The 25,027-nt window shown below is 57.7% G+C and carries 18 protein-coding genes and 1 pseudogene; 6 read left to right on the top strand and 13 right to left on the bottom strand.

Going from position 1 to position 25,027, the window contains the following annotated elements; all coding sequences use genetic code 11:
* The first annotated feature begins 277 nt into the window (after positions 1–277).
* The gene (locus RDA78_RS14385) at positions 278–1,297 is read left to right on the top strand and encodes a VPLPA-CTERM sorting domain-containing protein (protein WP_434055983.1); all 1,020 of its coding nucleotides are present in this window, start codon (positions 278–280) and stop codon (positions 1,295–1,297) included.
* A gap of 604 nt (positions 1,298–1,901) precedes the next feature.
* Here RDA78_RS14385 and RDA78_RS14380 read toward each other — a convergent pair.
* Both RDA78_RS14380 and RDA78_RS14375 read right to left on the bottom strand, forming a co-directional pair.
* Positions 1,902–2,288, bottom strand: coding sequence for a hypothetical protein (locus RDA78_RS14380; RefSeq protein WP_434055982.1), 387 nt, complete (start codon positions 2,286–2,288; stop codon positions 1,902–1,904).
* Between the two features lie 1,325 nt (positions 2,289–3,613).
* Positions 3,614–4,690 (bottom strand): annotated as a pseudogene (locus tag RDA78_RS14375) (porin).
* Between RDA78_RS14375 and RDA78_RS14370 the strand changes: the two are divergent.
* Both RDA78_RS14370 and RDA78_RS14365 read left to right on the top strand, forming a co-directional pair.
* Positions 4,668–5,141 (top strand): extracellular solute-binding protein, encoded by a 474-nt coding sequence (locus RDA78_RS14370; protein WP_434055981.1) that lies wholly within the window; start codon positions 4,668–4,670, stop codon positions 5,139–5,141. The pseudogene RDA78_RS14375 and the gene RDA78_RS14370 overlap by 23 nt on opposite strands.
* 201 nt (positions 5,142–5,342) lie before the next feature.
* Positions 5,343–7,349, top strand: coding sequence for an alkaline phosphatase family protein (locus tag RDA78_RS14365; protein ID WP_434055980.1), 2,007 nt, complete (start codon positions 5,343–5,345; stop codon positions 7,347–7,349).
* A gap of 6 nt (positions 7,350–7,355) precedes the next feature.
* Here RDA78_RS14365 and RDA78_RS14360 read toward each other — a convergent pair whose 3' ends face one another.
* Together RDA78_RS14360 and RDA78_RS14355 are read right to left on the bottom strand one after the other, a co-directional pair.
* Positions 7,356–9,737 (bottom strand): putative bifunctional diguanylate cyclase/phosphodiesterase, encoded by a 2,382-nt coding sequence (locus RDA78_RS14360; RefSeq protein WP_434055979.1) that lies wholly within the window; start codon positions 9,735–9,737, stop codon positions 7,356–7,358.
* A 728-nt stretch (positions 9,738–10,465) separates the two neighbouring features.
* Positions 10,466–10,867 (bottom strand): rhodanese-like domain-containing protein, encoded by a 402-nt coding sequence (locus RDA78_RS14355; protein ID WP_434055978.1) that lies wholly within the window; start codon positions 10,865–10,867, stop codon positions 10,466–10,468.
* A gap of 116 nt (positions 10,868–10,983) precedes the next feature.
* On the opposite strand from RDA78_RS14355, the gene RDA78_RS14350 reads away from it, so the two are divergent.
* Complete coding sequence (locus tag RDA78_RS14350) at positions 10,984–12,258, top strand: NAD(P)/FAD-dependent oxidoreductase (protein WP_434055977.1); 1,275 nt, start codon at positions 10,984–10,986, stop codon at positions 12,256–12,258.
* A 41-nt stretch (positions 12,259–12,299) separates the two neighbouring features.
* Here RDA78_RS14350 and RDA78_RS14345 read toward each other — a convergent pair whose 3' ends face one another.
* From RDA78_RS14345 to RDA78_RS14315, 7 genes are all read right to left on the bottom strand, one after another.
* Positions 12,300–13,688, bottom strand: a complete 1,389-nt coding sequence (locus RDA78_RS14345; RefSeq protein ID WP_434055976.1) for an FGGY-family carbohydrate kinase — start codon at positions 13,686–13,688, stop codon at positions 12,300–12,302.
* 3 nt (positions 13,689–13,691) lie between these two features.
* A complete protein-coding gene (gene rhaM / locus RDA78_RS14340) occupies positions 13,692–14,006 on the bottom strand; it encodes an L-rhamnose mutarotase (RefSeq protein ID WP_434055975.1) in 315 nt (104 codons plus the stop codon).
* Between the two features lie 4 nt (positions 14,007–14,010).
* A complete protein-coding gene (locus RDA78_RS14335; RefSeq protein ID WP_434055974.1) occupies positions 14,011–15,027 on the bottom strand; it encodes an ABC transporter permease in 1,017 nt (338 codons plus the stop codon).
* Positions 15,024–16,007 carry an ABC transporter permease gene (locus tag RDA78_RS14330; protein WP_434055973.1) on the bottom strand — a complete coding sequence of 328 codons (984 nt, stop codon included), beginning with the start codon at positions 16,005–16,007 and terminating at the stop codon, positions 15,024–15,026. Before RDA78_RS14330 ends, RDA78_RS14335 begins: the two co-directional genes overlap by 4 nt.
* Entirely contained in the window at positions 16,004–17,557 is a 1,554-nt protein-coding gene (locus tag RDA78_RS14325; protein ID WP_434055972.1) for a sugar ABC transporter ATP-binding protein, read from the bottom strand. Before RDA78_RS14325 ends, RDA78_RS14330 begins: the two co-directional genes overlap by 4 nt.
* Positions 17,558–17,641: 84 nt before the next feature.
* A complete protein-coding gene (rhaS, locus tag RDA78_RS14320; protein ID WP_434055971.1) occupies positions 17,642–18,634 on the bottom strand; it encodes a rhamnose ABC transporter substrate-binding protein in 993 nt (330 codons plus the stop codon).
* Positions 18,635–18,687: 53 nt separating this feature from the next.
* Complete coding sequence (locus tag RDA78_RS14315) at positions 18,688–19,494, bottom strand: DeoR/GlpR family DNA-binding transcription regulator (protein ID WP_434055970.1); 807 nt, start codon at positions 19,492–19,494, stop codon at positions 18,688–18,690.
* A 186-nt stretch (positions 19,495–19,680) separates the two neighbouring features.
* Between RDA78_RS14315 and RDA78_RS14310 the strand changes: the two genes are divergently transcribed.
* Both RDA78_RS14310 and rhaI read left to right on the top strand, forming a co-directional pair.
* On the top strand, positions 19,681–21,783 hold the full coding sequence (locus tag RDA78_RS14310; RefSeq protein WP_434055969.1) for a bifunctional rhamnulose-1-phosphate aldolase/short-chain dehydrogenase: 2,103 nt from the start codon (positions 19,681–19,683) through the stop codon (positions 21,781–21,783).
* Positions 21,784–22,061: 278 nt separating this feature from the next.
* The gene (rhaI, locus tag RDA78_RS14305) at positions 22,062–23,348 is read left to right on the top strand and encodes an L-rhamnose catabolism isomerase (RefSeq protein WP_434055968.1); all 1,287 of its coding nucleotides are present in this window, start codon (positions 22,062–22,064) and stop codon (positions 23,346–23,348) included.
* Between the two features lie 32 nt (positions 23,349–23,380).
* Here rhaI and RDA78_RS14300 read toward each other — a convergent pair whose 3' ends face one another.
* The gene (locus tag RDA78_RS14300; protein WP_434055967.1) at positions 23,381–23,764 is read right to left on the bottom strand and encodes a hypothetical protein; all 384 of its coding nucleotides are present in this window, start codon (positions 23,762–23,764) and stop codon (positions 23,381–23,383) included.
* A 134-nt stretch (positions 23,765–23,898) separates the two neighbouring features.
* Positions 23,899–25,014, bottom strand: coding sequence for an ABC transporter ATP-binding protein (locus tag RDA78_RS14295; protein ID WP_434055966.1), 1,116 nt, complete (start codon positions 25,012–25,014; stop codon positions 23,899–23,901).
* Positions 25,015–25,027: the final 13 nt, after the last annotated feature.

Raw genomic sequence — 25,027 nt, 5'->3', positions numbered from 1 at the left:
GGCCGTAATGGTTTGAGGCGGCGTGCTCTTCGTCAAGGCGCGGAAGCGCAGGATATGTCCCTCATTTTCAAGCCTGTCGCAACGCCGAGGAGGAGCAAGCCGGTCAAGTCCGAAGGACATGGAAATGGCGTCACCCCGTGGCGTCAGCGTGCTTGACCTGGCAGGAAGCCCGCTCCGCACACCCTTCCTGACGGGATTTCGCCATTTCTCATGCCATTTCAGTCTCATTTATGGGCTCATCACCTAGGGTAAGAATGATGGTTACACGGACCTCTTCATGTTGCCCAAAGTATTCAAATCGCTCCTGACCACTCAGAAAGATTTGCATAAATTCACTAAACCTGTTTTTATTGCGTTAACCATTTATTTATTTTTGCTTTGGGGGGAGCTAAAAATGCGTACTTTATTTCGACCCATTCTTTTGGCCGGAGCGCTGTCACTTTCTTCTGCTGGGGCGCTCGCAGCTCCATCGGTTACGACCTATACGCAATACACACTTGGTTCCACATGCAGCTTCAACAGCGCCGGCACCGGAGGTGTTTCGTCTTCTTGCGGGAATTACGGCGCTGGTGACGGTATTGATGCACGCGCAAGCTTTGGTGATATCGGAATAAGGACCAAGGCTGCGGGGCCGTCAGCAAGTCTGGATTCAACAATTCCAGAAAACAATGACTTCTGGCGTGGAGGTGCGGCCATGAACGATACGCTGTCGTTCTCGATCGACAGCGGCACATTCCGTTTGTTCACAGACATAGCAGTGGACATCATCGAAACGGTGACCGGCTCTTTTGGCGGCAGTTCGTTCCCGGCAGGAAGGAACGTTTTCTCGGTCCGCGTTCAAAACGACATTGTCTATCAAAGTCGCCATGAATATCAAAACGGCAGCAATGGACAGGCTGCCTTGCTGTTTACAGATGACTTCGGTTCAACCGGTACCGGTTTCGTGGATATTGGTTTCACAGGCGGCTCGCTCGACCTGCATGTCAGTCTGTATTCCGAGGCAACATGCGGCTCGATGCATACCGGCAACTTCTTTAACAAAACCGGCTCATGCTTGCTCGGAGCAGACGCGTTCAACAGCCTGCGCCTGATAGGATCAACCGTATTCGACACAAATGGAGGAGAGCTGGCCAACGGCTACCAGGGTTCTCAATCCGGCTTTGACTACACGGTTGGCGTTGCCCAACATGATACCGATACCACAACAGTGGTCCCTCTCCCTGCTTCGCTTCCCCTGTTAGCGACTGGCCTGGCCGCAATGGCGCTTGTTCGCAGAAAAAAGAGACAGGCGCATTAAGTCGCGATCGCAGAGAGGTAGTGCAGAGCGTCGACTGCCGGCCGACACCGGTCCTTTAAGATTTTATTCGAATGGCACGCGTTGACGTGGCACACAAACCATTCAATCGCTGCTGTTCAAACAAGTTGTCAGTTCGCGGGTGACCGGGGATGCGTCAACGGCTTCGAGCTCAGCATCACGAGAGCAAGAGGAAACGGTCGCAACCGTCACAAAGGCCATCGTACAGCGACAATGATGCGCCGGGTCGACGGGAGAGCTTGTAAATCAACGCTCGGCTGATTTGGCGCACATGGCTTTCACACATGATTGGAGCAGTTTCCGACCAATTTGGATCATTTGACCGAGCCCCTTTTTCGCACAGGCGAAACGGTTCACCCGCCGTGATGTTTCTCACCAAAAGGGTGGACCAGAGATGCCAGAGCGAAAAAGGGGCTCGGTCAATCTTGATGTTTGGCGCTTGAACGCGTTCCACAACGGGTGAGAATATCCAGCCCATCGGCTGCGTTGCGCCACATGCACCATGCACCGCATCGCGCTTCGTGACCCGCTTGGCCGAGTGAACCGGATATCCTCATCAAATGATCCACATGGGTGGGAAAAAGCTCTAGCAGGCGTGACGCGGTTCGAGGCTGTCTGAAAGCAGGTGTAAAACAATCACCTGACCACCGGCGGCCCTCCGCCTGAAGGTCTTTGACGAGTTGGCACGCGACCAGACACCGGCAGTATCGGGCGTGTAGGCATCGCATGTGTCGGCCAGGAAGACGATGTTTCGGCGCGCCACGAGCTGACCGGCCCGGTCCGTACCGGCCTCGGCTTCAAACCTGTAGGCGTCGAGGACGGATTGAAAGAAATACCCGTGCCGGTTCGAGCTTGCGGAATAGAACACGCCATCGCCGCTGACCGCCAGGATCGGTACCGATGCAGCGTAGGACGGCACCTCCGTTTTCTTCCAGGTGCCGGCCAATGGCATCGCCGGAACGAGAAGCAGCAAGCTAAGCACAAACGCAAGAAAGTGCGCACCTCGCGCAAAAGGGAATGAGGTCCGAAGATCCGTAAACGCCTTCCGTCGCAAGATCACGGACGTGTCTACGCCGGTACCCAAAACGCTTACCGGCAGGGCAAATCGGATTTCAGTCATCTGTGCTGGAAAGACAAAAAACGGCACTGTCATGGAGGTCTGGTGCGTTCTCGGATCTGAAAAAAGAAAAATGCAGTCAGCATTGTGGGTTGAAGCAATGCTGACTGCAGTTGTCTCGGCGCAGAGTGTGTTAGGTAGCCGAGCGATATGTCCGTTTCCGATTAGGGGACGACGGTTCCATGCTTGTTGTCCACCACCAGCTCTTCATGCATCCCGGACATTTCATGTCCGCGCTCAAATCACTGATGCGTTCGCGTCAAGGCAATGGTATCTGAGCAACACCTAATTGATACAAAGTTTAAGGATCGGGGTGTTATGCAGAAACCGAATGCATTTCAGTTTCCTTTCTGCTTCCCCTACGGTGCAAAAACGAAGATTCGGGGACTTAAATGCACGTTTAGCGCAACACACCAACAAAATCCGGACAAAAACGGTTCTGGAATTTGCTGGAAACGTGCGGATTTCGGCAGCGGGCTTGTCGGGGTCGCCCGTCCGGTTTGCGAAGCTTGAACCGCATCGCAGCCCGAAAGCCGGCTTCACCCTTTTGCCCGGATCAAGTGTCCACCGCATCTGAGATTTTGGCCGATGAGATTTCGACAGATGAGACTGCGGTTTAGGGCCTCGGATCAGACGCGCATGCTCTAGTGCGGTGAATTTGAAGTTCGCATCATTGTTTCAGCAGTCTCCGAAGCGAACTTCAAATTCGTAAACCGCACTCGAAACATAGACTTGCTAGTCACCTTCTTGAATCTGAAGTTCGTTCGAAGACCGCTGCAAAATGAGTCGAACTTCAGATTCAGGTGACTAGGGTCAAGACTCATCTGACAAATACGATCAGGCCAGGATTGCACACCACCAAGGCGCACATCACTCGGGCGCACAACAATCGTCAGCCTCATCGAAAACTGTCAGCCATACCGCTCAGCGTTCGATCAGCAAGGCAAGTCTTTAGCCGGCTAAACCTGTGACGATCTGTGCCGAGCAGTTTGTTGACATGGATTGAGAATTTAGCCGCTCCCAACCGCAGCGGCATAAAAAACACAAGTCTCGAACACGCCGTTATATCAATTTGCGCAACAAGTCCTGAAAAAGGGGGACGGCCCGGCAACTTGGAGAAAGCCGGGCCGCTGACTGACTGAAATTTTTGGAGGTCTCAGCCAGAACTTGTGATGCGGATCTTAGAAGGTCCGCTGCATACGAACGCCGAAGAGGAGCCAGTCCACATCTTCGTCCTCTATGCTCGCATTCGAGTAACCTGCATCCGCTGCTAGGACAAAACCGGACACCGGCTCCCATTGAACAGAACCATCGATTGCCCAGCGGTCGATCTCGTACGCGGTCTGATCTGTGTGTGCATAAGATCCGTCCAGCGCCAACCCGACAGTAGGCGTTGCTTGGATGTAAGCACCAGCTGACAGTGAGTATCCGGTATTGGTGTCATCACCGTAGTAGTCAGAAACAATGTCCACATCGTTGATCGAAAGACCCGTTATGCCGTTACCGATGTAGGACAGAGCTCCGTCTGCATAAAAGGCCTGGAAGTAGACATTGGACCCTGAGTTTGCGAACGGCAGGTTGATGTTGACGCCAGCACCGACTGCCCAGCCAATATTATCTTCACCTCCGAACGGATCGTTATTGGCAATATCGGGATAGACCTGATGCAATTCGCCCGAAATTTGAGCGGAACCCCAGCCCTGGGAGATACCAAGCGCACCAACGAGGTCCGGCACCCGCGTACCACCATAGTCGCCTACCTCGCGACCGCTGCGATCTTCAAGCGCAATCGTGGCGGAGAAGCCTTCGCCGAAGGCCGCAGTTTAGGCAACTTGGTTCATGGAAGCGTCAGACCAGTCACGCGTAACAACACCAACGGCCACCTGACCGGTATAGATATTGAAGTTGGACGCGAGATAACCAGCTGTCAGCCCGCCCCACTGGATATAGCCGGCATCAAGCTTGTAGCCACTCGCACCATTCTCGATCTGCATGCGCAGGGCCACATAGGCGCGCAAAGTGCCAAACTCGGTTGCGGTGCGGGCATCCAGGTAAGCATAACCTCGTGTCAGCCATGTGTACCCTTCAGCGTCTCGATCCTGCCAACCTGCAGTGGTTGCCACATTAATACCGTTGTCCAACACATTGTTTACAACAATTTGCGTCCGCAGACGACCGCCGACGCGCAGGCAGGTTACCGACAGTGCCGCTGACCTGGAAAAGGCGGAAGCCCTCTTGTCGTCCGTCAGACCGCACATCCGGCATTTCAGAACCGGTGCAATCATCAATGGTCTGGCTGACGGCGACCTGTGCCTTGTCCTGGGATGGAGCGGCGATGCCGGTTTGGCCTATGTGCGCGCTGAGGAAGCCGGCAACGGCATTGAAGTCGCCTACGCAATTCCTGAAGAAGGAACCGAAGTCTTCTTCGATTTCCTTTCAATCCCGGTGGACGCGCCCAACCCTGACAACGCGCACAGGTTCATTGATTTCTTGATGGAACCTGCAGCCATAGCCGAGGTCACCAATCAGTATTTCTATCCAAACGGCAACAAGGCTGCGTTTGAATACGTTGCCGACGAAGTCAGGAACGATCCCAATGTCTACCCGCCGGAAGAACTCATGCAGAAGCTGTTCCCCAACCTGCCCCGCGATCACAAGACGCTGAGCATGCTGACCAGAAGCTGGACGCGGTTCAAGACGGGCAGTTAGAAACGGCTGACGGGCTTTGACCGGCGGTTGTGAGACCTGGAGCCACACCCTGCCGCCCCGGGTGGGTCATGGCGGCTGCCTTTGAACCTGTCCGTCGGGACCGACTGTAACGGGAGACGACATTTGCGACAGTTCAGGGACTTGAAAGGAAGGCGCACGCACATAAGTCTCAACAACGATTGAACAAGGACTGCACCCTCGATGCAATTTGCGACCTCGGCTGAACGGCAGGTCCCGGCCGTTCTGGCGGGGCCGATCTTGCGCAAGACCCTGTCCGACCGTTTGTGCTTCTGGCTCGCGGTGCGCGCACCTGCAAGTGTCCGGCTGGAGTTTTTCCCGTCTGACGCTCCGGTGCAGTCCTACGAATTGCGGCCTCACACGGAAGAACTCGCCTGCCTCAGGGCCGGCGAGCAACTCTTTTACCTCATGATCGATCTGCGTCTGCGGACGGAGTTGCAGAAGGAAACGCTCATCGGGTACCGGCTGAGCCTTCAGCTCAGCGACGACCCCTCCGGCGCCTGGCAGGATCACGAGAGCTGGGCAGAAGATTTCTGTTATCCGGGATGGGAAACACCCTTTCTGCGCGTTCCCGACAAGGTGTCTTCGGTCATGCACGGTTCGTGTCGGAAGCCCCACAGCCAATGCAGAGATGGCCTGGTTGCGGCGGACCGTCTCGTTGCCGAATGCCTGACCGCCCCGGACGGTGGGGACCGCATTGCCAACACCCTGCCCGAAATGCTCGTTCTGAGCGGCGACCAGGTCTACGTCGACGACGTTGCCGGCCCGATGTTACAGGCGATCATGTTTCTTGCCGGAGCCCTCGGATTGCCCGACGAAAGCTTCGAGGGACCCGACCAGGGTTTACCCCACACGGGCGCCCAGCTCCGCGAAACCGGCGGATGCCTCTATCACCGGGATCGGCTGTTGCCGAAAATTGACCAGAAGAGCACCGTATTCGACGTACTGTTCGGGGGCACCAACAAGCCCGTCTTCACGTCGGCGCATGCGCGCAATCACCTGATCACGCTTGGCGAAATGCTGTCCATGTATCTTCTGGTATGGTCGCCGGCGGCCTGGAGCATGCTCCCCGAATTAACCGCACCCGAAAGCCTCGATGACGAGGACAGGGCCATGTATGCCCGGGAGCAGGACACCCTCCGCGACTTTGTCAAAGGCCTTGGCAATGTGCGCCGGCTCCTCGCTCACATTCCGACGGCAATGATCTTCGACGATCACGACGTCACGGATGACTGGAACCTGTCCCTTGCCTGGGAAGACGCCGCATATGCACATCCGCTGTCTCGTCGTGTCATCGGCAACGCACTGATCGCATACGGCATAAATCAAGGCTGGGGAAACCGGCCGGCAAAGATCCGCAAGGACCTCGGCAGCCTGTTTCAGACCGCGCTCGCACAAACCGGAACGGATGCGCACGATGAGGCGATCGACCACATCCTCGGCTACGAAAGCTGGGACTTCATTTGGCCGACGCAGCCGCCCCTCATCGCTTTGGACACGCGCACGCGTCGCTGGCGATCGGAAAAGAACGCTCGCTACCCATCCGGCCTTCTTGACTGGGAAGCGGCAACCGACCTGCAGACGAAGCTGAGGGGACAGGACGCCGTGCTGCTGGTGTCAGCGGCACCGATCTTCGGCGTCAAGCTGATCGAAGTGGTGCAGAGGTTCTTCACGCTGATCGGCAAACCCCTCATGGTCGACGCGGAATACTGGATGGCGCATCCGGGAACAGCGAGCGCCATTCTGAATATCTTTCAGCATCGCGACACGCCAAGACATTTCGTGATCCTGTCCGGCGACGTTCATTATTCCTTCGTGTATGACGTGGAGCTGCGCAACGGTCACTCTGCGCGTCATCGCACGACGCAGATTGACCCAAAAATCTGGCAGATCTGTTCCAGCGGCATCAAGAACAGGTGGCCCGACAGGCTGATTGCGGCACTCGATCACGGAAATCGCTGGGCCTTTTCACCCAGATCGCCGCTCAATTGGCTCACAAAGCGCCGAGGCATGCGGATCGTGCCGAGAAAACCGCAAGGAACGCCAGGAGGAAGAAGAATTTTGAACGCAGCTGGTATCGGCGTTGTGGAACTGGACGACCAGGGCGCGCCGACACGGATCCTCCAGCTTTCGGCTGAAGGGAGAAGCTACGCATTCGAACGCAGGGAAGCGGAAGCCCGCCTGGACTGAGAAGCATCACGGCCGTTGTGCCACGGCTCCGTTGACCGCCCTCGGGCCGTGCCCGGCACCACTGGGCGCCTGCTTCTGCGCAAAGGTTTCGTAGAACACATCGGCCGACATGGGACGCGCCAGACCATAGCCCTGCAGGATGTCGCAGCCAATTGCGGTCAGGGTCTTGATTTGCGACGGTGTCTCGGCACCTTCCGCAATCACCTCCACTTCCAGGGTGCGCGCGATGTCGATAATCGATTGCACCAGGCTCGTCATGGCCATGTCGGTGTCAACATTCGACACAAGGGTCTTGTCGATCTTCAAGCGCTTGGGCCGGATGTTCACCAGGCTGGCAATGGAGGCATAACCGCTCCCGAAGTCGTCGATCTCCATCTCGATGCCGAGATCCTGCAACTGGCTTAGCGTTTTTTTGACCTGCTCGCTCGTATCATCGAGGAACGTGGATTCGATCAATTCGAAAGAAAGGCTTGGGACGTTGTCTTCAAAGTTTTCAAGCGAAAACAGGAGACTTGGGTCGGCCAGGCGGTCGGATGAAACATTCACCGCCAGGCGCGGCAGGGCAAGCCCGGTTTCGTGCCACTCGTTGACAGTCGCAAGCGATTTCAGAAGCACCTGCCGGTCGATTTCGGCAACGCAGTTCATTTCCTCCGCATAGTGCAGAAACTCACCAGGCGACAAGATCCCACGCTTCGGATGGTGCCAGCGGACCAATGCTTCCGCACCCGCCAGTTCCAGACTGCCGGCATAAAACTGCGCCTGGAAAAAGGGAACGAATGAACCGCCGTCTTCGAGCGCAAACTGGATTTCTTCCTTTGTTTTCCGAATGTACGCTGCCTGCAGGCTCATTTGATGGTCATAGACCTTGTAGGTATTCTTCCCGGCGCGTTTTGCCTTGTACAGGGCCTGATCGGCATTTCTCAGCAGATCGGATGCATCGTTTGTAGGGCTTTCCGACAGCGCGATCCCAACGCTGGCTCCCACGGTGATCGAACGGCCCTCGATAAACATCGGTTTTTCCAGCTTCCCGATGAGTTGTTCGCTGAACCTTATGGACCTTTCCGCGCTGCTCTCGTCCTGAAGGATCGCAATGAACTCATCCCCGCCACTGCGGGCGATGAAATCCCCTTCGACGGACAATCCCTTCAGACACTCTGCGACCCGGCACAACACCTCGTCACCAGCAGCATGACCAAGCAGATCGTTCACTTCTTTGAAATTGTCGAGGTCAATATGCAGGAACGAAAGCGCCCTGTTTCCGCCTGGCTCACCGCGCGCCTTCCTGGCCGAAACAAGTTCCATGAACCGGCGATTTGGAAGATCGGTCAGGCTGTCATGCAGAGCAGCGTGTTCAACCTTCCTTTTGGCGAGCAGCAGTTCCTGGTTTCGTTTTTCAAGCTCGAGCTTTGTTTCGATCAGGTCGGTTACATCGGAGTTGGTTCCCACAATTCGAACCGGCTCGTAGTGGGTGTTTCGGATGACCATGCCGCGCGAACGCCACCAGCGCCAGGAGCCATCCTTGTGCCGCATGCGATAGGTTACGTCGTATGGACTGTCCTTCTGAAGCAGGTCTTGGTAGTACGCCCGGACACCATCGATATCTTCCGGGTGTACGCGTTGCTGCCACCAGTCGAATTCCGTCGGCGGATTGTCGTAGCTTTCTCCCAGCAGGTCGAAATTCTGATCCGAGAAATAAACTTGCCCGGTTTTGTAGTCGAGGTCCCAGACACCGTCATAAGCCGCCTTGATGGCAAGATCATACCGCTCGTTCGAGCTCGATGCACAATGGACGGGTGCCATCAAGTCGGTCTTTGCATGCGCTCCATGGGCAACGAACGGCAGATCTGTCTGCCGGTCAATCGAAGCGCCGAGAAGTTCGGCTATCGAAACAATGAACGCAATTTCACCCGAGGACCAGGACCTCTTTGCCTCCAGGGTTTCGGCGCAGACGATGCCGATGGGTTCAATGGCTGATCCGATCTTGGCGACCAGCATCGAAACGGCGGGACGCGATGTGCTGCAGGAAGATGAAAACTCGGACGTACGTTCGTCTCGGGCGGCATCAACGGTTCCGACGACACGTTCGGCCAGAACGGCTTCGAAAAAGCGCGGGCAATCCGTTGCGCGAATCCTGCGCTCCACAAAGTGCTCCAGGGAGCTGTGCGGGTGGCACACCGCACAAGCAAGACCTGTCTTGTCTGGCGGGAACAGCCAAACGCTCAGGCGGTCGACGTTGAGTTGATGACGCGCTTCCTCTGTAACCGTTCCGGAATTCACAAATCCGGTTGGGTCACTGACCGCGGCAAGGCGGCTGAGTTTATCGGCAGGCACACGGGGAAACATATCGGCTGCCAGGTCATGGCCCGGACTAGGCGGGTTTGTTTTCATTTTCTTTTCCCTTGCCAGTCTCAATACTGGTTGCAACCGATCTCTCGCCCCCAATTATGGGAGCGGCTGCTCCGCGTCCGGAACTTGCCCCCACCCATCCGGGCAACGCGGCAAGCATGACTGCGCAGGCGCACGGGGACAGCGCGTGACGGGATTGCAGAGGGTGGCAAACGAGATTGGTGGCGTCGGACCAGACACCGGTTCGCGTGTGAGTTGCACGTTTGGAAAAACGTATGGGGCGCGTAAAATTGCACGCGTATACCGACGCATTTTTCAGCTGGGGCTGAACACTGGAATTCGGCATCTTCGGACGTCTCGGTTCGGACGTCCCCCACACATGTTATTCCATATAACTGAGATGTATGAATGTAAAGTAAATTGTTACTCTAGGATATCTTCTCGCAGAAATCTTATTTTGCTGAACGTGGCGCGATGGAATAAAAACGCAAGATATTATATGAAATGACAAATCTGAAAAAAATTTGCAACACCCCAAAACATCTCTTTTACTTATAGATGCTTGAACACACGTGTGACCAAGACCCGAAACCAGCTGGTTTTTTGTACTTTTTGTTAAAAAAGGGTTTAATCTTGGCCGCATCACCGACCAACTCGCGCATTGCGGGCATGCAATATATCCTGTCGGCTCAAGTCTTCATTTCACTTACTTGCATCGTAACGCGGCAAGATCTTGATGTTTGTCTCCTAGACCCTCCGGTCGAGACCGGTCATTCGCTGCCTTCAGGCATCTCTACGGGGCCGCCGTTGTCGGCCCATTTGGAGAAACCTTCGCGCAGGTGTGCGGCTTCAAATCCCATATCCTGCAAGGCGGCAACGGTTAGAGCAGAGCGCCATCCCGAGGCGCAGTGAAAGACGAATTTCTTGTCTTGCCCGAAAACCTCTTTGAAATACGGGCTTTCGGGATCCACCCAGAATTCCACCATCCCTCTGGGGGCGTGGATACTCCCCGGAATGAACCCGGAGCGTTGACGTTCGCGAATATCGCGGATGTCAACGACCACGACTGACTCGTCGTCCAGTTGTCGGATCAGATCCTCGATCTCGACTTCTTCGATACGGCTCCTGGCCTCGGCAACCAGTGTTGCCGCATTCTTTTTGAGCTTCTTCATGATACCTGGTGTTTCGATGAGGGGTGCTTCATTTCCATGTTGACCGGCGTCGACGATACTTGCAAGTAACACTGCCTGAGCATTTGTGTGACTGATCAGGGACAGGAGACCCCGGCGTGGATCGAACACTGCCGATTTCCATATGGGATACGACAGCCGAAGAAATAGACCTTCAAGGCAGGTTACCCGTAGGCGAAAGCTTTGACGTTGTGATCGTGGGCGGCGGCTTCACCGGACTTTCAACCGCCCTTCACTGCGCGGAAGCGGGTCTTTCGGCCTGCGTCCTGGAGGCCGGCCAGATCGGTTTTGGAGGGTCGGGACGCAACGTCGGCCTTGTGAACGCAGGCATCTGGCTGCCTCCCAAACAAGTTCGCGCAAAACTCGGAGAGAACTACGGCCCGCGCTTTCTCAAGCGCTTCGGCGACGGGCCAGCGACTGTCTTCGACCTGATTGAAAAGCACCAGATCCGCTGCGAAGCGGCACGCGAGGGAACGATACATGCGGCGCACGCGCCCTCAGGCCTCAGGGATCTGGAAGCGCGATGCCAGGAGTGGAACGCGCTTGGCGAACCGGTCGAGTTGTTGTCTCGATCGGACGTCGCGGCCAAGACCGGAACGCACATGTTCCACGGTGGCCTGTGGGACCATCGCGCCGGCACGATAAACCCGATGGCCTATTGCCGCGGTCTTGCCCGCGCAGCAAAGGCGGCAGGTGCCAGGATCTGCACGGGAGTAAAGGCCGAGACACTCAGAAAGGACCGGAGCGGCTGGTCGGTTCAAACCGGCGAAGGCTCCCTGAGCGCGGCAACGGTTGTTCTTGGAACAAACGCTTACACGGACGCACTCTGGCCCGGTCTCGCAAAGACATATACTGCAATCCACTACTTTCAGCTTGCGACGGAACCTCTGGGAGACAAGGCGGACGCGATCCTCCCGCAAAGACAGGGGATCTGGGACACGGCCCCGATCATGTCCTCGCTGCGCAAGGACCGCGAGGGCCGGTTGGTCATCGGGTCCATGGGCAAACTGATCGGAACGAAATCAAATGGTTTGTCCCACCGTTGGGCGCAGAAACGTTTGTCCCGCATGTTTCCCGACCTTGGCCGTGTCCGCTTCGAGGAGGCCTGGCATGGCAAGATCGCCATGACCCCGGACCACATCCCGCGCATTCATGTCCTCGCTGACGGCCTTTACACGCCCATCGGTTACAATGGCCGCGGAATAACCACCGGCACCATATTCGGTGAAGCCATTGCCGGTCTGCTGAAAGGCATGAAACAGGAAGACCTGCCGCTGCCGGTGACAGAACCCGCCGCGGTCGCCTCTGCGCCGCTCATGGCGCGTTTCTACAACATCGCCTTCAGTGCAAACCAGTTCATCAAGGGTTTCTGATCGGCACGACAGGCCCGAAATCCATGCGCACCATGCAGCAATCAGCGCCGCCGGACCGTCTGGCGCCACGTCTGCGCATACGCGTCCAGAGCCGGATCAAGGACCGGCGTTTTTTGCGAATGTCTCTTCGTCCTGCCACGGCCGGCGCTTTCACTCCGCACGAGCAACGCCGCCCCGATGGCGGTCCCGGTCGCCGCAGCTTCCTGGACTTCGACCTGCCGCCCGGACGCGGCCCGCAGCATCACACGGAAACAGTCATTTTGCGCGAAGGGGCCTTCGACGATCGTCGGGCCTTGCGCGCCGATTTCGGTCAGCATTTCGGCGGTGACAAGCGCAAGGTAGTAGGAGACCGCAGCAAAACGCTCCCCATCGCTGAGCTGACTGTCGTCCACGCTCCAGCATGCCTGTCGTCCCTGAAAGGGACCTGACCGCGTTTCCACCGCTGGAAACAGCATGATGTTTCCGGCAAGCACCGTTTCGGCCTCACCTGGCTCGCATCCAGGCGCCCGACTGGCCATGACCTCTTCATACTCGCGGCCACCCATGAACCGGGCAGAAGGGACCGGGTCACCGAGCGCATTCACGTTCATCAGCGTATCCCGGCCAGGATCGAGTTCGACCCGGCGCCCGCCGATTGCAAAGGCAATGACCCAGGTACCGGTGGAAATCACCGAGAAGGGAGGCTCCCTGCGCAAGAGATGGGGCAGAAGCGACGCATTGGAGTCATGAATACCGCAAAAGACAGCCGTTCGAGGCGACAGACCCGTCCGCTGCGCAACCTCGGTCGTCACGGTACCGAGGCAGTCATTCGCTCGCCGGACCGGTGCCATCTTTCCCGACAATCCCAGTTCGCCGACAAGACTGGAATACCGTTGCTGACGAGGTTTCCAGAGGTCGGTATGACAGCCCAGGGAGGAGACCTCGTTGGCCTGGACACCCGTGAGCCGAAAGACCCAATACTGAGGATAGGTCAGGAACGCGGCGGCCCGGTCTGCAAGGCCGGGATCCGACCTGAATTGCCAGAACAGTTGCGCCCCGATATTGAGCCCCATGCCCAGCCGCGGCGAACCTGTTTCGGCAAAGTCCGGACGCATGTCATCGTACTCGGATGCCAGTTCGTCCGGACCGGAGAACTCGTAGTCCATAACCGGAGCGGCAAAGTCACCGCAGGCGTCCAGAAGCACGCCGGAAGCGCCGTGCGCCGTTACACAAAGCGCGTCGATGGGATGGGACGCGTTAAGCTGCCGCAGTGCATTGCAGATGAAGTCCCAGAGCGCTGCGGTATCGAAATGCGGATAGGATGGACCGGGCAAGACAACGTTGGGAGACGTCAGGACATCGACTTCGCACTCTGCCTGAAGATCAACGATGGCCACCTTGGCATCGGTTTTACCGATATCCAGGACACCGGCATATCGTCCGCCGTGCATGGGTCAGTCCATGTGAAAGACGGTTTCAAGTGCCGTCGCGACGGGTTCGTTGTCCCGCCTTGTTTCCATGATGTCGGCCATATGGGCCCACCAGCGCTGCATCACCGCATGTTTGGGCAGATCGTCCATGCGATGCGCATCGTCCCGCCACAGAACACCGAAAAGCGTTCCGGTTTCACGATCCAGATGAATTGAGTAATCCCGGATACCTGCCTCTTTCAGGAGGTCTGCCAGCTCCGGCCAGATCTCGTCATGGCGTTTTTTGTATTCCGCCTCCATCCCCGGATGGAGCTTCATCTTGAAGGCAAACTTTTCCATGGTCTCACCCTCTTCTTGCGGCGAGCATGCGCCTGGCAATCCGCGGCAGCGCAATCACCCCGATGAGGAGCAGGCCGATGAAGATCGACATGACGATCCCCGGAACGTTCAGCAGACCGAAGCCGAACGTGACCATGCCCATGACGAAGGCGGCGATGACAACCCCGGGTATTGTCCCCGATCCGCCCAGAATGTTGACACCTCCGAGGACCACCATCGTCACCACCTCAAGCTCCCAGCCGAACGCGATTGAAGGCCTTGTCGCTCCAAGCCTGGAGGTCAGGCAGATTGCTGCGACCCCGGACATGACGCCGGTCAGGAGAAACAGGGCGAATTTGACCCGCGGAACGCGAATACCCGAAAACAGGGCACCAACGGGGTTGTTGCCGATGACATAGACGGCACGGCCGAAACTGGTCTTATGCAACAGGACGCCGAATACCACCGCCATCAGCGCGAAGAGCACGAACTCGAAGGAAATCACCCACCAGACATACCCTTGCCCGAAGAAGGCGAAATCTGCCGGGTAGCCGGTATAGGCCTTGTCGCCCAGAACGATGTAGGAAATTCCGCGGAACAGGCTCATCGTGCCGATGGTCACGACAATCGACGGCAGGCCGAGACCGGTCACCAGCGCACCGTTGAAGGCACCGCACAACAGGCCAACGCCGAGCCCGACCAAGACCAGGGTCGGGGTATCGGCACCAAGCTGCACGGCGAATCCCATGGCGGTTGACGCGAGGGCGATGATCGAGGCGACAGACAGGTCGATTTCGCCAGACACAATCAGCAGCGCCATTGCAAAGGCGATCAGAGCCTTCTCGGTGAAGTTGAAGGTTGCGTCCGACAGGTTCCAGGGATCCAGGAAGTAAGGCGAGGCAAAGCTGTTCAGGATGAATACCACGACGGCCACGCCCAGAAGCAGGACCTCCCAACTCACCACAAGCCGCTGCACGGGGCTGCGCAACCGGTCCGGAACCTGCCGGAGGGGGGCTTTTTCGTCTGCCTGGAATACGCTCATTGCGCGTGCTCCGCTTTCTTGAGGATCACCCGGCCCTTGCTTCTGTTCGATGTCGCGTTGAAGGCGACCGCGATGATGATCGCGCTGCCGGAAATCGCCAGCTGCCAGAACGGAGAAATGTTGATGACCGGAAGGGCGTTCTTGACGATGCCGAGAAACAACGCTCCAAGCAGGGCGCCGCCGACAGACCCGATCCCGCCGGCAATTGAGATGCCGCCGATGACACAGGCCGCGACCACCTCAAGCTCGAAACCGCCGGCGATATCGACATAAGCCACTGCATACCGGGCAACCCAGAGATAGCCGGTCAGGCCGGCGAGCGCGCCGGACAGAACAAAGGCGGCGCATTGGGTTCGGCCCACGTTGATCCCTGTATAGACAGCCGCGTGCGGATTTCCGCCGACGGCATAAAACGCGCGGCCGAGCGCAGTCCGTCCGATCAGAACGGCAAAGCCGAGAACAGCAAGGATGGCGATCCAGGACAGCACGGGAAGCCCCAGAACAACCGCGCGCGGGAAGGCCTTGAAACTGTCGCTCATTTCGTGGGCATTGATCCAGGCTCCGTCGGAAATCAGGAAGATGATGCCCCTGTAGACAGTCATCGTGCCGAGCGTCACGACAATCGGTGGTATGTCGAGTTTCCAGACCAGCAGTCCGTTTGCCAGACCCATGATGGCCCCGAGCGCGATGGAAATCATCAGGATGATGGGGATTGGAAGGCCCGGATAAAACGTGTTCAGCATCGCAACGACCATTCCGGTCAACGCGAGGTTCGCCGCAACCGAAAGGTCGATGCAGCGCGTCAGGATCACGGCCATCTGTCCGAGCGCAAGCATGATCAGCGGTGCTGTATCGTTGAATACGTTGGCGAGGTTAGACGGCTGGATGAAGGCCGGAAATCGGCTCGCAATGGCCAGGAGCAAGGCGAGGATCGCCGCTCCAAGGACCAGTTCGCGAGATTTCAGAAACGACATCGTCATGACGCGCCTCCGGTAAGACCGGCCGCGGCCCGCACAAGGCGTTCCGGTGTCAGGGCTTCTCCCTCGAATTCGGCAGCGATACGCCCTTCCCGCATGACGATGACACGGTCGGACATGCCCAGTATTTCCGGGATTTCGGACGACACCATGATCACCGCGAGGCCCTGTGCAGCAAGCTCCGCCATGAATTCATGAACGGCTGCCTTGGAACCTATATCGATGCCCTTGGTCGGCTCGTCCAGGATGATGACCCTCGGCTGAGTCGCCAGCCATTTCGCGATGATCACCTTCTGCTGGTTACCGCCGGACAGTTCGCCGATATCCTGATCGAGCGCTGCGGCGCGCAAATCAAGCCGCCGGGTATAGTCGCGTGTCAGCGCGAATTCCTGTGCGAGGCGCAAGAAGCCATTGCGCGATGTCGATTTCAGAGACGGCAGGGACACGTTCTGGAAAATCGGCAGTCCTTTGATGGCCCCCTGTTTGCCGCGGTCTTCCGGCACATAGACGATGCCACGGTTGATCGCCTCATTGGGCGTACGGATTACGGCAACGGTGTCATCGATCCTTATCGCCCCCTTTGAGGGCTTGGTTATTCCGAAAAGCGCCTGCATCAATTCGCTGCGCCCGGCCCCGACCAGCCCGTAAAAGCCCAGAATCTCACCGCGTCTCAGCGTGAAGCCGATATCCTCGAACTCGGTTGGATGGCTGTATCCGACCACCCGCAGGATCTCTGGACCGAGTTCGGGTTGTCTTTTCGGGAACACCTGATCGACGGAACGCCCGACCATGAGCCGGACGAGATCGGGTTCCGAGACATCCGTTATCCTGCCCTCGCCAACCATCTCCCCGTCCCGGAAGACCGTGTAGCGGTCGGCGATGCGAAAAATCTCGTCGAACTTGTGGCTGATGAAGAGGATCGCCTTGCCCTCTGCCTTGAGCCTCTCGACCAGTTCATAGGTTTCCTCGATCTCCTTGTGTGACAGGGACGCCGTCGGTTCATCCATGATGACGATACCGGCATCGATCGACAGCGCCCGCGCGATGGCAACCAGATGCTTGTTCGCGATGCCGAGTTCCTTCAAGAGGACCGAAGGGTCTATCTGGGCACCGATCCGTCCAAGCAGATCCTTCGCCTGCCGGAGCATCGATGTCTTGTCGATCAGACCGAAGCGCGTCTTGGGGGCGTGGCCTATGAAAATGTTCTCGGCGACCGACAGGTCATCGAAGAGCACCGTTTCCTGGTGGATCGCCGTCACGCCCGCCGCGCCCGCGGCCTGGGCTGTCGGGAAGGAAACGGCAGCGCCGTTGATGGAAATCTCACCCGCGTCCGGCTGGTAGATCCCGGTCAGAACCTTGACGATGGTTGACTTGCCCGCACCGTTTTCACCGACAAGGGCCGTCACCTGGCCCGGAAAGAGTTCAAGCGAAACTCCGGAGAGAGCTTTGACGCCGGGAAAAGACTTTGAAATGCCCTTCAGCGACAGGACCGGCTTCTGATCAGTGGTAACAGACGGATGCACGTTGCCGATGCCCTGCGTGTTCGCAAGCATTCCCAGTCCCCCGGAATTTGGAATTGTTCTTGGGTCATGGGCCGGCCCGGTTATCCGGGCCGGCTTTTGCCTGGTTAGCGAAGCTTAGAAGATATCCTTGAAATCGTCGATGTTCGAGCTGTCGTACACGAACGGGTCGGCCATCGCGCCTTCGCTGTTATCATTCAAGGTCAAGGAGCCCATGCGCCCCATGGGGATTTCAGCGCCTGGCTTGGCTTCCGCATTGCCGGCGGCAAGATTGTAGGCGAGCATCGTGGCCGAGTAGCCGAGATCGATCGGGTTCCAGATCGCGAAGGACTTGGACGCGCCGGAGTCGATATGGCCGGCCATCTCAGACGGCAGTCCGAGACCGGTGACGTTCACCTGACCGGCTTTTTCAGCATCGGAGACAGCCTGCGCTGCGGCAACGATGCCGACGGAGGTCGGCGCGATGATCGCCTTCAGGTCAGGGTAGCTCTGCATGAGGCCCTGCGCTTCGCGATAGGACTTGTCGGCAAGGTCGTCGCCATAGACCGTCGCGACGACATTGATGCCCGGATAGTTGTCCTTGACCTTGTTCATCTCCTCGATCCAGGTGTTCTGGTTCGTCGCGGTCGCCGATGCGGACAAGACCGCGACATCACCGCCGTCGGGCAGATGATCCGCAGCAAGCTTGATGATCATGTTGCCGATCAGCGCATTGGAAGAGGGGTTGAGGTGCAATTGCCGGCCTTCCGGCGCAACACCGGAATCCCATGAAATCACGGTGATCCCGCGCTGCATCGCCTTTTTCAGGGCCGGAACGAGCGCATCCTGGTCATTGGCGGAGACGGCGATCGCGTCAACCTTCTGCGCGATCAGCGCATTGATGACTTCGATCTGGCCCTCCGCAGTCGTGTCTGTCGGACCGGTGTAGATGATTTCGACATCGCCGAGTTCCTTGGCGGCTTCTTCAGCGCCCTTTGCGGCTGCTTCAAAGAAGCCGATACCGAGAGCCTTGACGACCAGGGCGATCCGCTTTGTTTCCGCCTGCGCCGGCACAGCTATGCACATCGCGGCAACGGCTGTTGCTGCCAACAGTGACTTCAAGAGTTTCATGTTATTCCTCCCTAGATAGCTGCCGGTCCTCCCAGGTTCCGGCAGAACACCGGCTACCCGCTCGAGGTTGCCTTTGCTTGAGCGGCACTTGTTTGCGCCACGATTAATCTCACATCCGCCTGCTCCAGCATGTTGGCCGCATGGTCGGGAATTCCTTCGTCCGTCACGACGGTGGAAATGCGCTCAAGCGGACACAGGATCAACGAAGACCGGGCGCTGAATTTGGACGAATCCGCCAAAACGACGAGCTCGTCAGCTTGTCCGATCAGCTTCTGCTCGGCCTGGATCAGGAGTGGATCGGCCTCCATGAGCCCGAGTGCTCCGAGACCCTGCGCGCCCATGAACATGCGCTTGGCATAGAAGTTCCGCGTGACGTCATTGTCGAACGGACTGAGAATGATGTTCTGCTCACGGTAAATCGCACCGCCGGAAAGCATGATCGTGTTCTTGGAATTCTTGAGCAGATGCTCGGCGATCGGAAATGAATTGGTGAAAACCTGCATGCGCTTTGTCGCCAGCGGGTGCACCATCTGAAACGTTGTCGTGCCGCCATTGATGATGATCGGGTCGCCGTCCTCGCACAATTCGACCGCCTTTTGCGCGATTGCACGCTTTTGAGCGATGTTGATTGTTTCATTGACCGAAAACGGCCGGCCGGCGAGGCCCACGAACTGCGGCGGATGGATCGATTCCGCACCGCCGCGCACCCGGCGCAGCTTCTTCTGCACGTGCAGGGTCGCGATATCCCTGCGAATGGTCGCCTCGGACGACCCAGTCAACGCAACCAGTTCCTGGACCGTCACAACGGGCCGGTCCTGAACTGCGGACAGGATAATCCTCTGGCGTTCTTTCTCGTGCATTCCGTCCTCCCGTTACTCAAACGTTTTCATCAAAATCCGTCATTGTCAATCAATAAATGTCATAAATGATCATACCGCAGTGCAATATGATTGAATTTGATTGTTTTTGATTGACATGTGGATGCAATCGAGCGAGTTTCTAATCAAAGAGGCTTGCTCTGTCAGGCACATTTTCGGGAGGTATCGATGCTGAACTCTGCTGCGGGATCACGGCTGCAAAACTTATGGGATGATGGAACCGCGCAGCCGATGACGGAAGCTGAACTGCTGCTCTACCGGTCAAATCTCCTAGGCTCGGACAAACGCATCACCAACTATGGCGGCGGAAACACATCGGTCAAGGCGATGGAAACAGATCCGCTAACGGGCGAACAGACCGAAGTCCTCTGGGTCAAGGGTTCGGGCGGCGATGTCGGCACCATCAAAATGGATGGGTTCGCAACGCTTTACATGGACAAGCTGCGCGCCTTGAAGGGTCTCTATCGCGGCGTCGAACACGAAGACGAGATGGTGGGCTACCTGCCGCATTGCACTTTCAACCTCAACCCGCGCGCGGCCTCCATCGATACCCCTCTTCACGCCTACGTTCCCGCCACCCATGTCGACCACATGCACCCGGACGCGATCATTGCAATCGCCGCAGCAGCCGACAGCAAGGCGATGACGGCGGACATATTCGGTGACGATATCGGCTGGCTGCCATGGAAGCGCCCCGGCTACGAGCTCGGCCTGTGGCTCGAAAAGTTCTGCATGGAGAACCCCCGGGCAAAAGGTGTGGTACTGGAAAGTCACGGCCTGTTCACATGGGCCGACGACGCCAAAACCTGCTACGAGATCACGATCGACACAATCAACAAGGCGATCGACTGGTTCGAGCAGAAGACACTCGGCCACAGCGCATTCGGCGGCGCGAAATGCATCGCTCTGCCACCATCGGACCGCCGGAAGACCGCTGCCGCTCTGATGCCGGTCATTCGTGGCATGATCAGCGGCGACCAGCATATGGTCGGTCATTTCGATGACAGCGACACGGTTCTGGAGTTTGTGTGCTCCAACGAGTTGGAAGCGCTGGCCGAACTCGGAACAAGTTGTCCTGACCATTTCCTGCGCACAAAGATCCGTCCACTCGTCGTGGACTTCAATCCTCAGAACCCGGAGATCGAAAGGACGATTGCCGGACTGAGTGGCGCGGTTGCGCAATATCGCGACAACTACGCGGCCTATTACGAACGGTGCCGCCGTCCGGACAGCCCGGCGCTCAGAAATCCGAATGCTGTCGTCTATCTCGTTCCCGGTGTCGGAATGATCACCTTCGCCAAGGACAAGGCGACCGCCCGGATCTCGGCGGAATTTTACACCAACGCCATCAACGTCATGCGCGGTGCGTCGAGTGTCTCGACCTACCGGGGCCTTGATGAGCAGGAGGCATTCGATATCGAATACTGGCTCCTTGAAGAAGCCAAGCTTCAGCGGATGCCCAAACCGAAAAGTCTGGCGGGAAAGATCGCATTGGTCACCGGCGGCGCCGGGGGCATCGGCTCGGCGACTGCGGAACGGTTCCTGCGCGAAGGAGCCTGTGTGGTCCTGGCCGACATTGACGAAGACGCCTTGTCAAAGACCGTGGATGTGCTCTCAAAGCGGCACTCTGGAGATCTGGTTCGCTCGGTGGTTATGGATGTCACCAGCGAGGATGCTGTTGCCGACAGTTTCGCGCGGGCGTCGCTGGAATTCGGTGGCGTCGATGTTCTGGTTTCCAATGCGGGAATCGCCTCCTCGGCACCGATCGAAGAGACCACGCTGGACCTTTGGAACCACAATATGTCGATCCTCTCGACGGGCTATTTTCTGGTGTCCAGGTCCGCGTTCCAGCTTATGAAGACCCAGGGAAAGGGCGGAGCGATTGTCTTTATCGGATCGAAGAACGGCCTTGCCGCATCTCCGGGAGCCAGCGCCTATTGCACAGCCAAGGCCTCCGAACTTCATCTCGCCCGCTGCCTGGCGCTCGAAGGCGCGCCGGATGGTATCCGGGTCAACGTGGTCAATCCGGACGCCGTCCTGCGCGGATCGAAGATATGGTCGGGCGACTGGCTCAAGGAACGCGCGGAAGCCTATGGCAAGGACACGGCGGACCTTGAAGAACACTACCGGCAGCGCTCCTTGCTGAAACGATCCGTCCTCCCGGAAGACATCGCAGAGGCCGCCTACTTCTTCGCCTCCGACGTTTCATCCAAATCGACCGGCAACATTCTCAATGTCGATGCCGGCAACGTTCAGGCCTTCACGCGCTAGGTGATGGACCCATAAATGAGACTGAAATGGCATGCGAAATGGCGAAATCCCGTTAGGAAGGGTGTGCGGAGCGGGCTTCCTGCCCGGTCAAGCACGCTGACGCCACGGGGTGACGCCATTTCCATGTCCTTCGGATTTGACCGGCTTGCTCCTCCTCGGCGTTGCGAAAGGCTTGAAAATGAAGGACATTTCCTGCGCTTCCGCGCCTTGACGAGAAGCAAGCCGCCTCAAACCATTACGGCCTCATTTATGGGTCCATCACCTAGGGGAGACGGATCATGCCCATGATCGAACGCGCGGTGATCGCGCAGGAAAACGAGAAGCTCACCACGAACCTTCGCCGCGATTACGACGCCCTTGGCGAGCAGCTTGAACGGCGCGGTGTCGCCATTGACGGGATCAGGGAAAAAGTGTCCGCCTATGGCGTCGCCATTCCGTCCTGGGGCGTTGGAACCGGTGGAACTCGGTTCGCAAGGTTTCCAGGACCGGGAGAGCCCCGCAACATTTTCGACAAGCTCGAGGACTGCTCGGTCATCCACGAACTGACCGGGGCAACGCCGAGCGTTTCCCTGCACATACCCTGGGACAAGGCGGAACCGTCATTGCTGAGGAACAGGGCGGACGAACTCGGCCTGACCTTCGACGCAATGAACTCCAATACGTTTCAGGATCAGGAAGACCAGCGGCAGTCCTACAAGTTCGGCTCTCTCTCGCACACAGACCCGGCTGTTCGGCAACAGGCCATCGAACACAATCTGGAATGTATCGAGATCGGTGCTGCGATCGGCTCGAAAGCCCTGACCGTTTGGGTCGGCGACGGGTCGAACTTTCCGGGACAGACCCACTTTACCCGTCAGCTGGAACGGTATCTGGAAAGCGCGAAAACGATCTACGCCCGGCTCCCGGGCGACTGGCGGCTCTTTACCGAACACAAGATCTTCGAGCCCGCCTTCTACTCCACGGTCGTTCAGGACTGGGGCACGAATTACCTGATCGCCAAGGAACTCGGCGAACGGGCATACTGCCTGGTCGATCTCGGCCACCACGCTCCGAACGTGAATATCGAGATGATCGTCGCCAGGCTGATCCAGTTCGGCAAGCTCGGCGGGTTCCACTTCAACGACAGCAAGTACGGCGACGACGATCTGGATACCGGAAGCATCGACCCCTATCGCCTGTTTCTGGTCTTCAATGAACTGGTGGACGCAGAGGCCCGCAAGGCGCCCGGTTTCGACCCGGCTCACATGCTGGACCAGTCGCACAATGTCACCGACCCAATCGAGAGCCTGATGGTGTCGGCGATGGAAGTTCAGCGCGCTTATGCGCAGGCCCTGATCGTGGACCGGAGCACGCTGGAAGCATGTCAGGAAAGCAACGATGCACTGATGGCGACATCAACACTCAAACAGGCCTACCGCACCGATGTGGAACCGATCCTGGCGTTGGCACGTGCCGAAAAGGGCGGAGCAATTGATCCGGTTTCAGCTTACAGAACGTCCCGGTATCGGGAGACGATTGCCAGGACCCGTCCCGTTGTTTCCGGTGCGGGCGGCGGTATCGTCTGAGTGCTGCTCACCGTGGGTCGCAGGCTTGTGCGTCAGCAGCCGCAGGCGAGGGAATCGTCTCCTCCACCGGGGCAGATCAGTTCCTGCCGCGGAAAACCGATCCGGTGACGCTCGAACTCCGCGAAGAAGCCGCCATTTGCCCAGCACCATTTGCCCTCGCCCATCGTTGTGCTGGAGGCATCACACGAGCGTCCGAGATAAAGCGTTTCCCTTTCGCGCGTGACCGATGACGCTGCACCCGCTTCGAAAAAACGGGTCACAGGATATTGGGATTTCAGGACATACCCGGAAGCGTTGCAGCTGAGCGACCAGCTGTGATTGTCGCCGACATAACCGAACTGTTCCGACAAGGCCGCGCCGGAAACGAAGCTGAAGACGGCCATGAAGGCCAGAAGAACTTTCACACTTGAAATCATCTTGCGCGTTCCAATGAAATGACCACGGTGGAAACAGACACAATTGTATCAAGCACCTGCGCTCAGGGGCAGCCTGAAATCAAAGTGCAGCGCATTGTCTTCTGATCAAGGGAACGCCCACCGGGCACGGGAAGCTAAAGGCTCTCCACCTTTGGCAGACTTTGCTCTTCGACCGGGACCGTTTCAATCCGGTTTTCGGTCTTTGCGTCAAACAGATGCACGGCCCTTGGCGGGATCGTCAACTCGATGGGATCACCGGCCGCTGCACCATTGTCCCTCGCCATCGTCGCAACGAGACTTGCCGTCTCACTCAGGTCAACGTGGATGTTCACATCGGCTCCGGTCTTCTCCACCAGCTTGACGGTACCGGTTATTTCACCGTTCCCGGTGGTGATCAGATCTGAAGGCCTCAACCCGCAAATCACCTTTTGGCCCGGCTCGGCTTTCAGTCCGGCATCGAGAAGCAGATGAATGTGAGGTCCGACGAAGTGCGGGCTTCCGTTCTGAGCCGTGATTTCGCCCTCAATGAAATTCATCGAAGGCGACCCGATGAAATCGGCCGCGAAGCGTGTTGCCGGCCGGTCATAGAGATCGTCCGGCGTTCCCACCTGTTCGATCTTGCCACCTTTCATCAGGACGATCTTGTCGGCCATTGTCATTGCCTCGATCTGGTCGTGGGTCACGTAGATCGTGGTCGCCTTGAGGCGCTCGTGCAGCTGACGGATTTCAACGCGCATGTGCGCCCGAAGCTTCGCATCGAGATTGGAAAGGGGCTCATCGAACAGGAAAACCTTTGCGTCTCGAACCATGGCCCGGCCCATCGCCACGCGCTGTCTCTGTCCGCCTGACAGTTCCCTCGGATAGCGATCGAGATATTCGGTCAGGTTCAGAACGGCCGCCGCCTCGTTCACCTTCCGCTTGATCTCGTCCTTGCTGAGCCGCTTCACTTCCAGGCTGAAGGCAATGTTGTCAAACACCTTCATCGTCGGATAGAGCGCATAATTCTGGAAGACCATGGCGATGTCGCGATCACGCGGATGCACCTCGTTCATCACCTTGCCGTCGATGGTCAGTTCGCCGCCGGAAATGTTTTCAAGGCCTGCCGTCATCCGGAGCAGCGTTGTCTTGCCGCAACCGGATGCTCCGAGCAACACCGCGAACTCGCCGTCATGGATGGACAGCGACAGGTCGCGCATGACCTCGAAAGATCCGTATGACTTGCAGATATTATGATAGGCGACTTCTGCCATAAAAGCTGATTTC

Source organism: Roseibium sp., assembly GCF_051016195.1.
In the GTDB taxonomy this organism is placed as follows: domain Bacteria; phylum Pseudomonadota; class Alphaproteobacteria; order Rhizobiales; family Stappiaceae; genus Roseibium.
The sequence above is the reverse complement of the archived record's forward strand: the minus strand, read 5'-3'. Positions and strand labels throughout refer to the sequence as shown.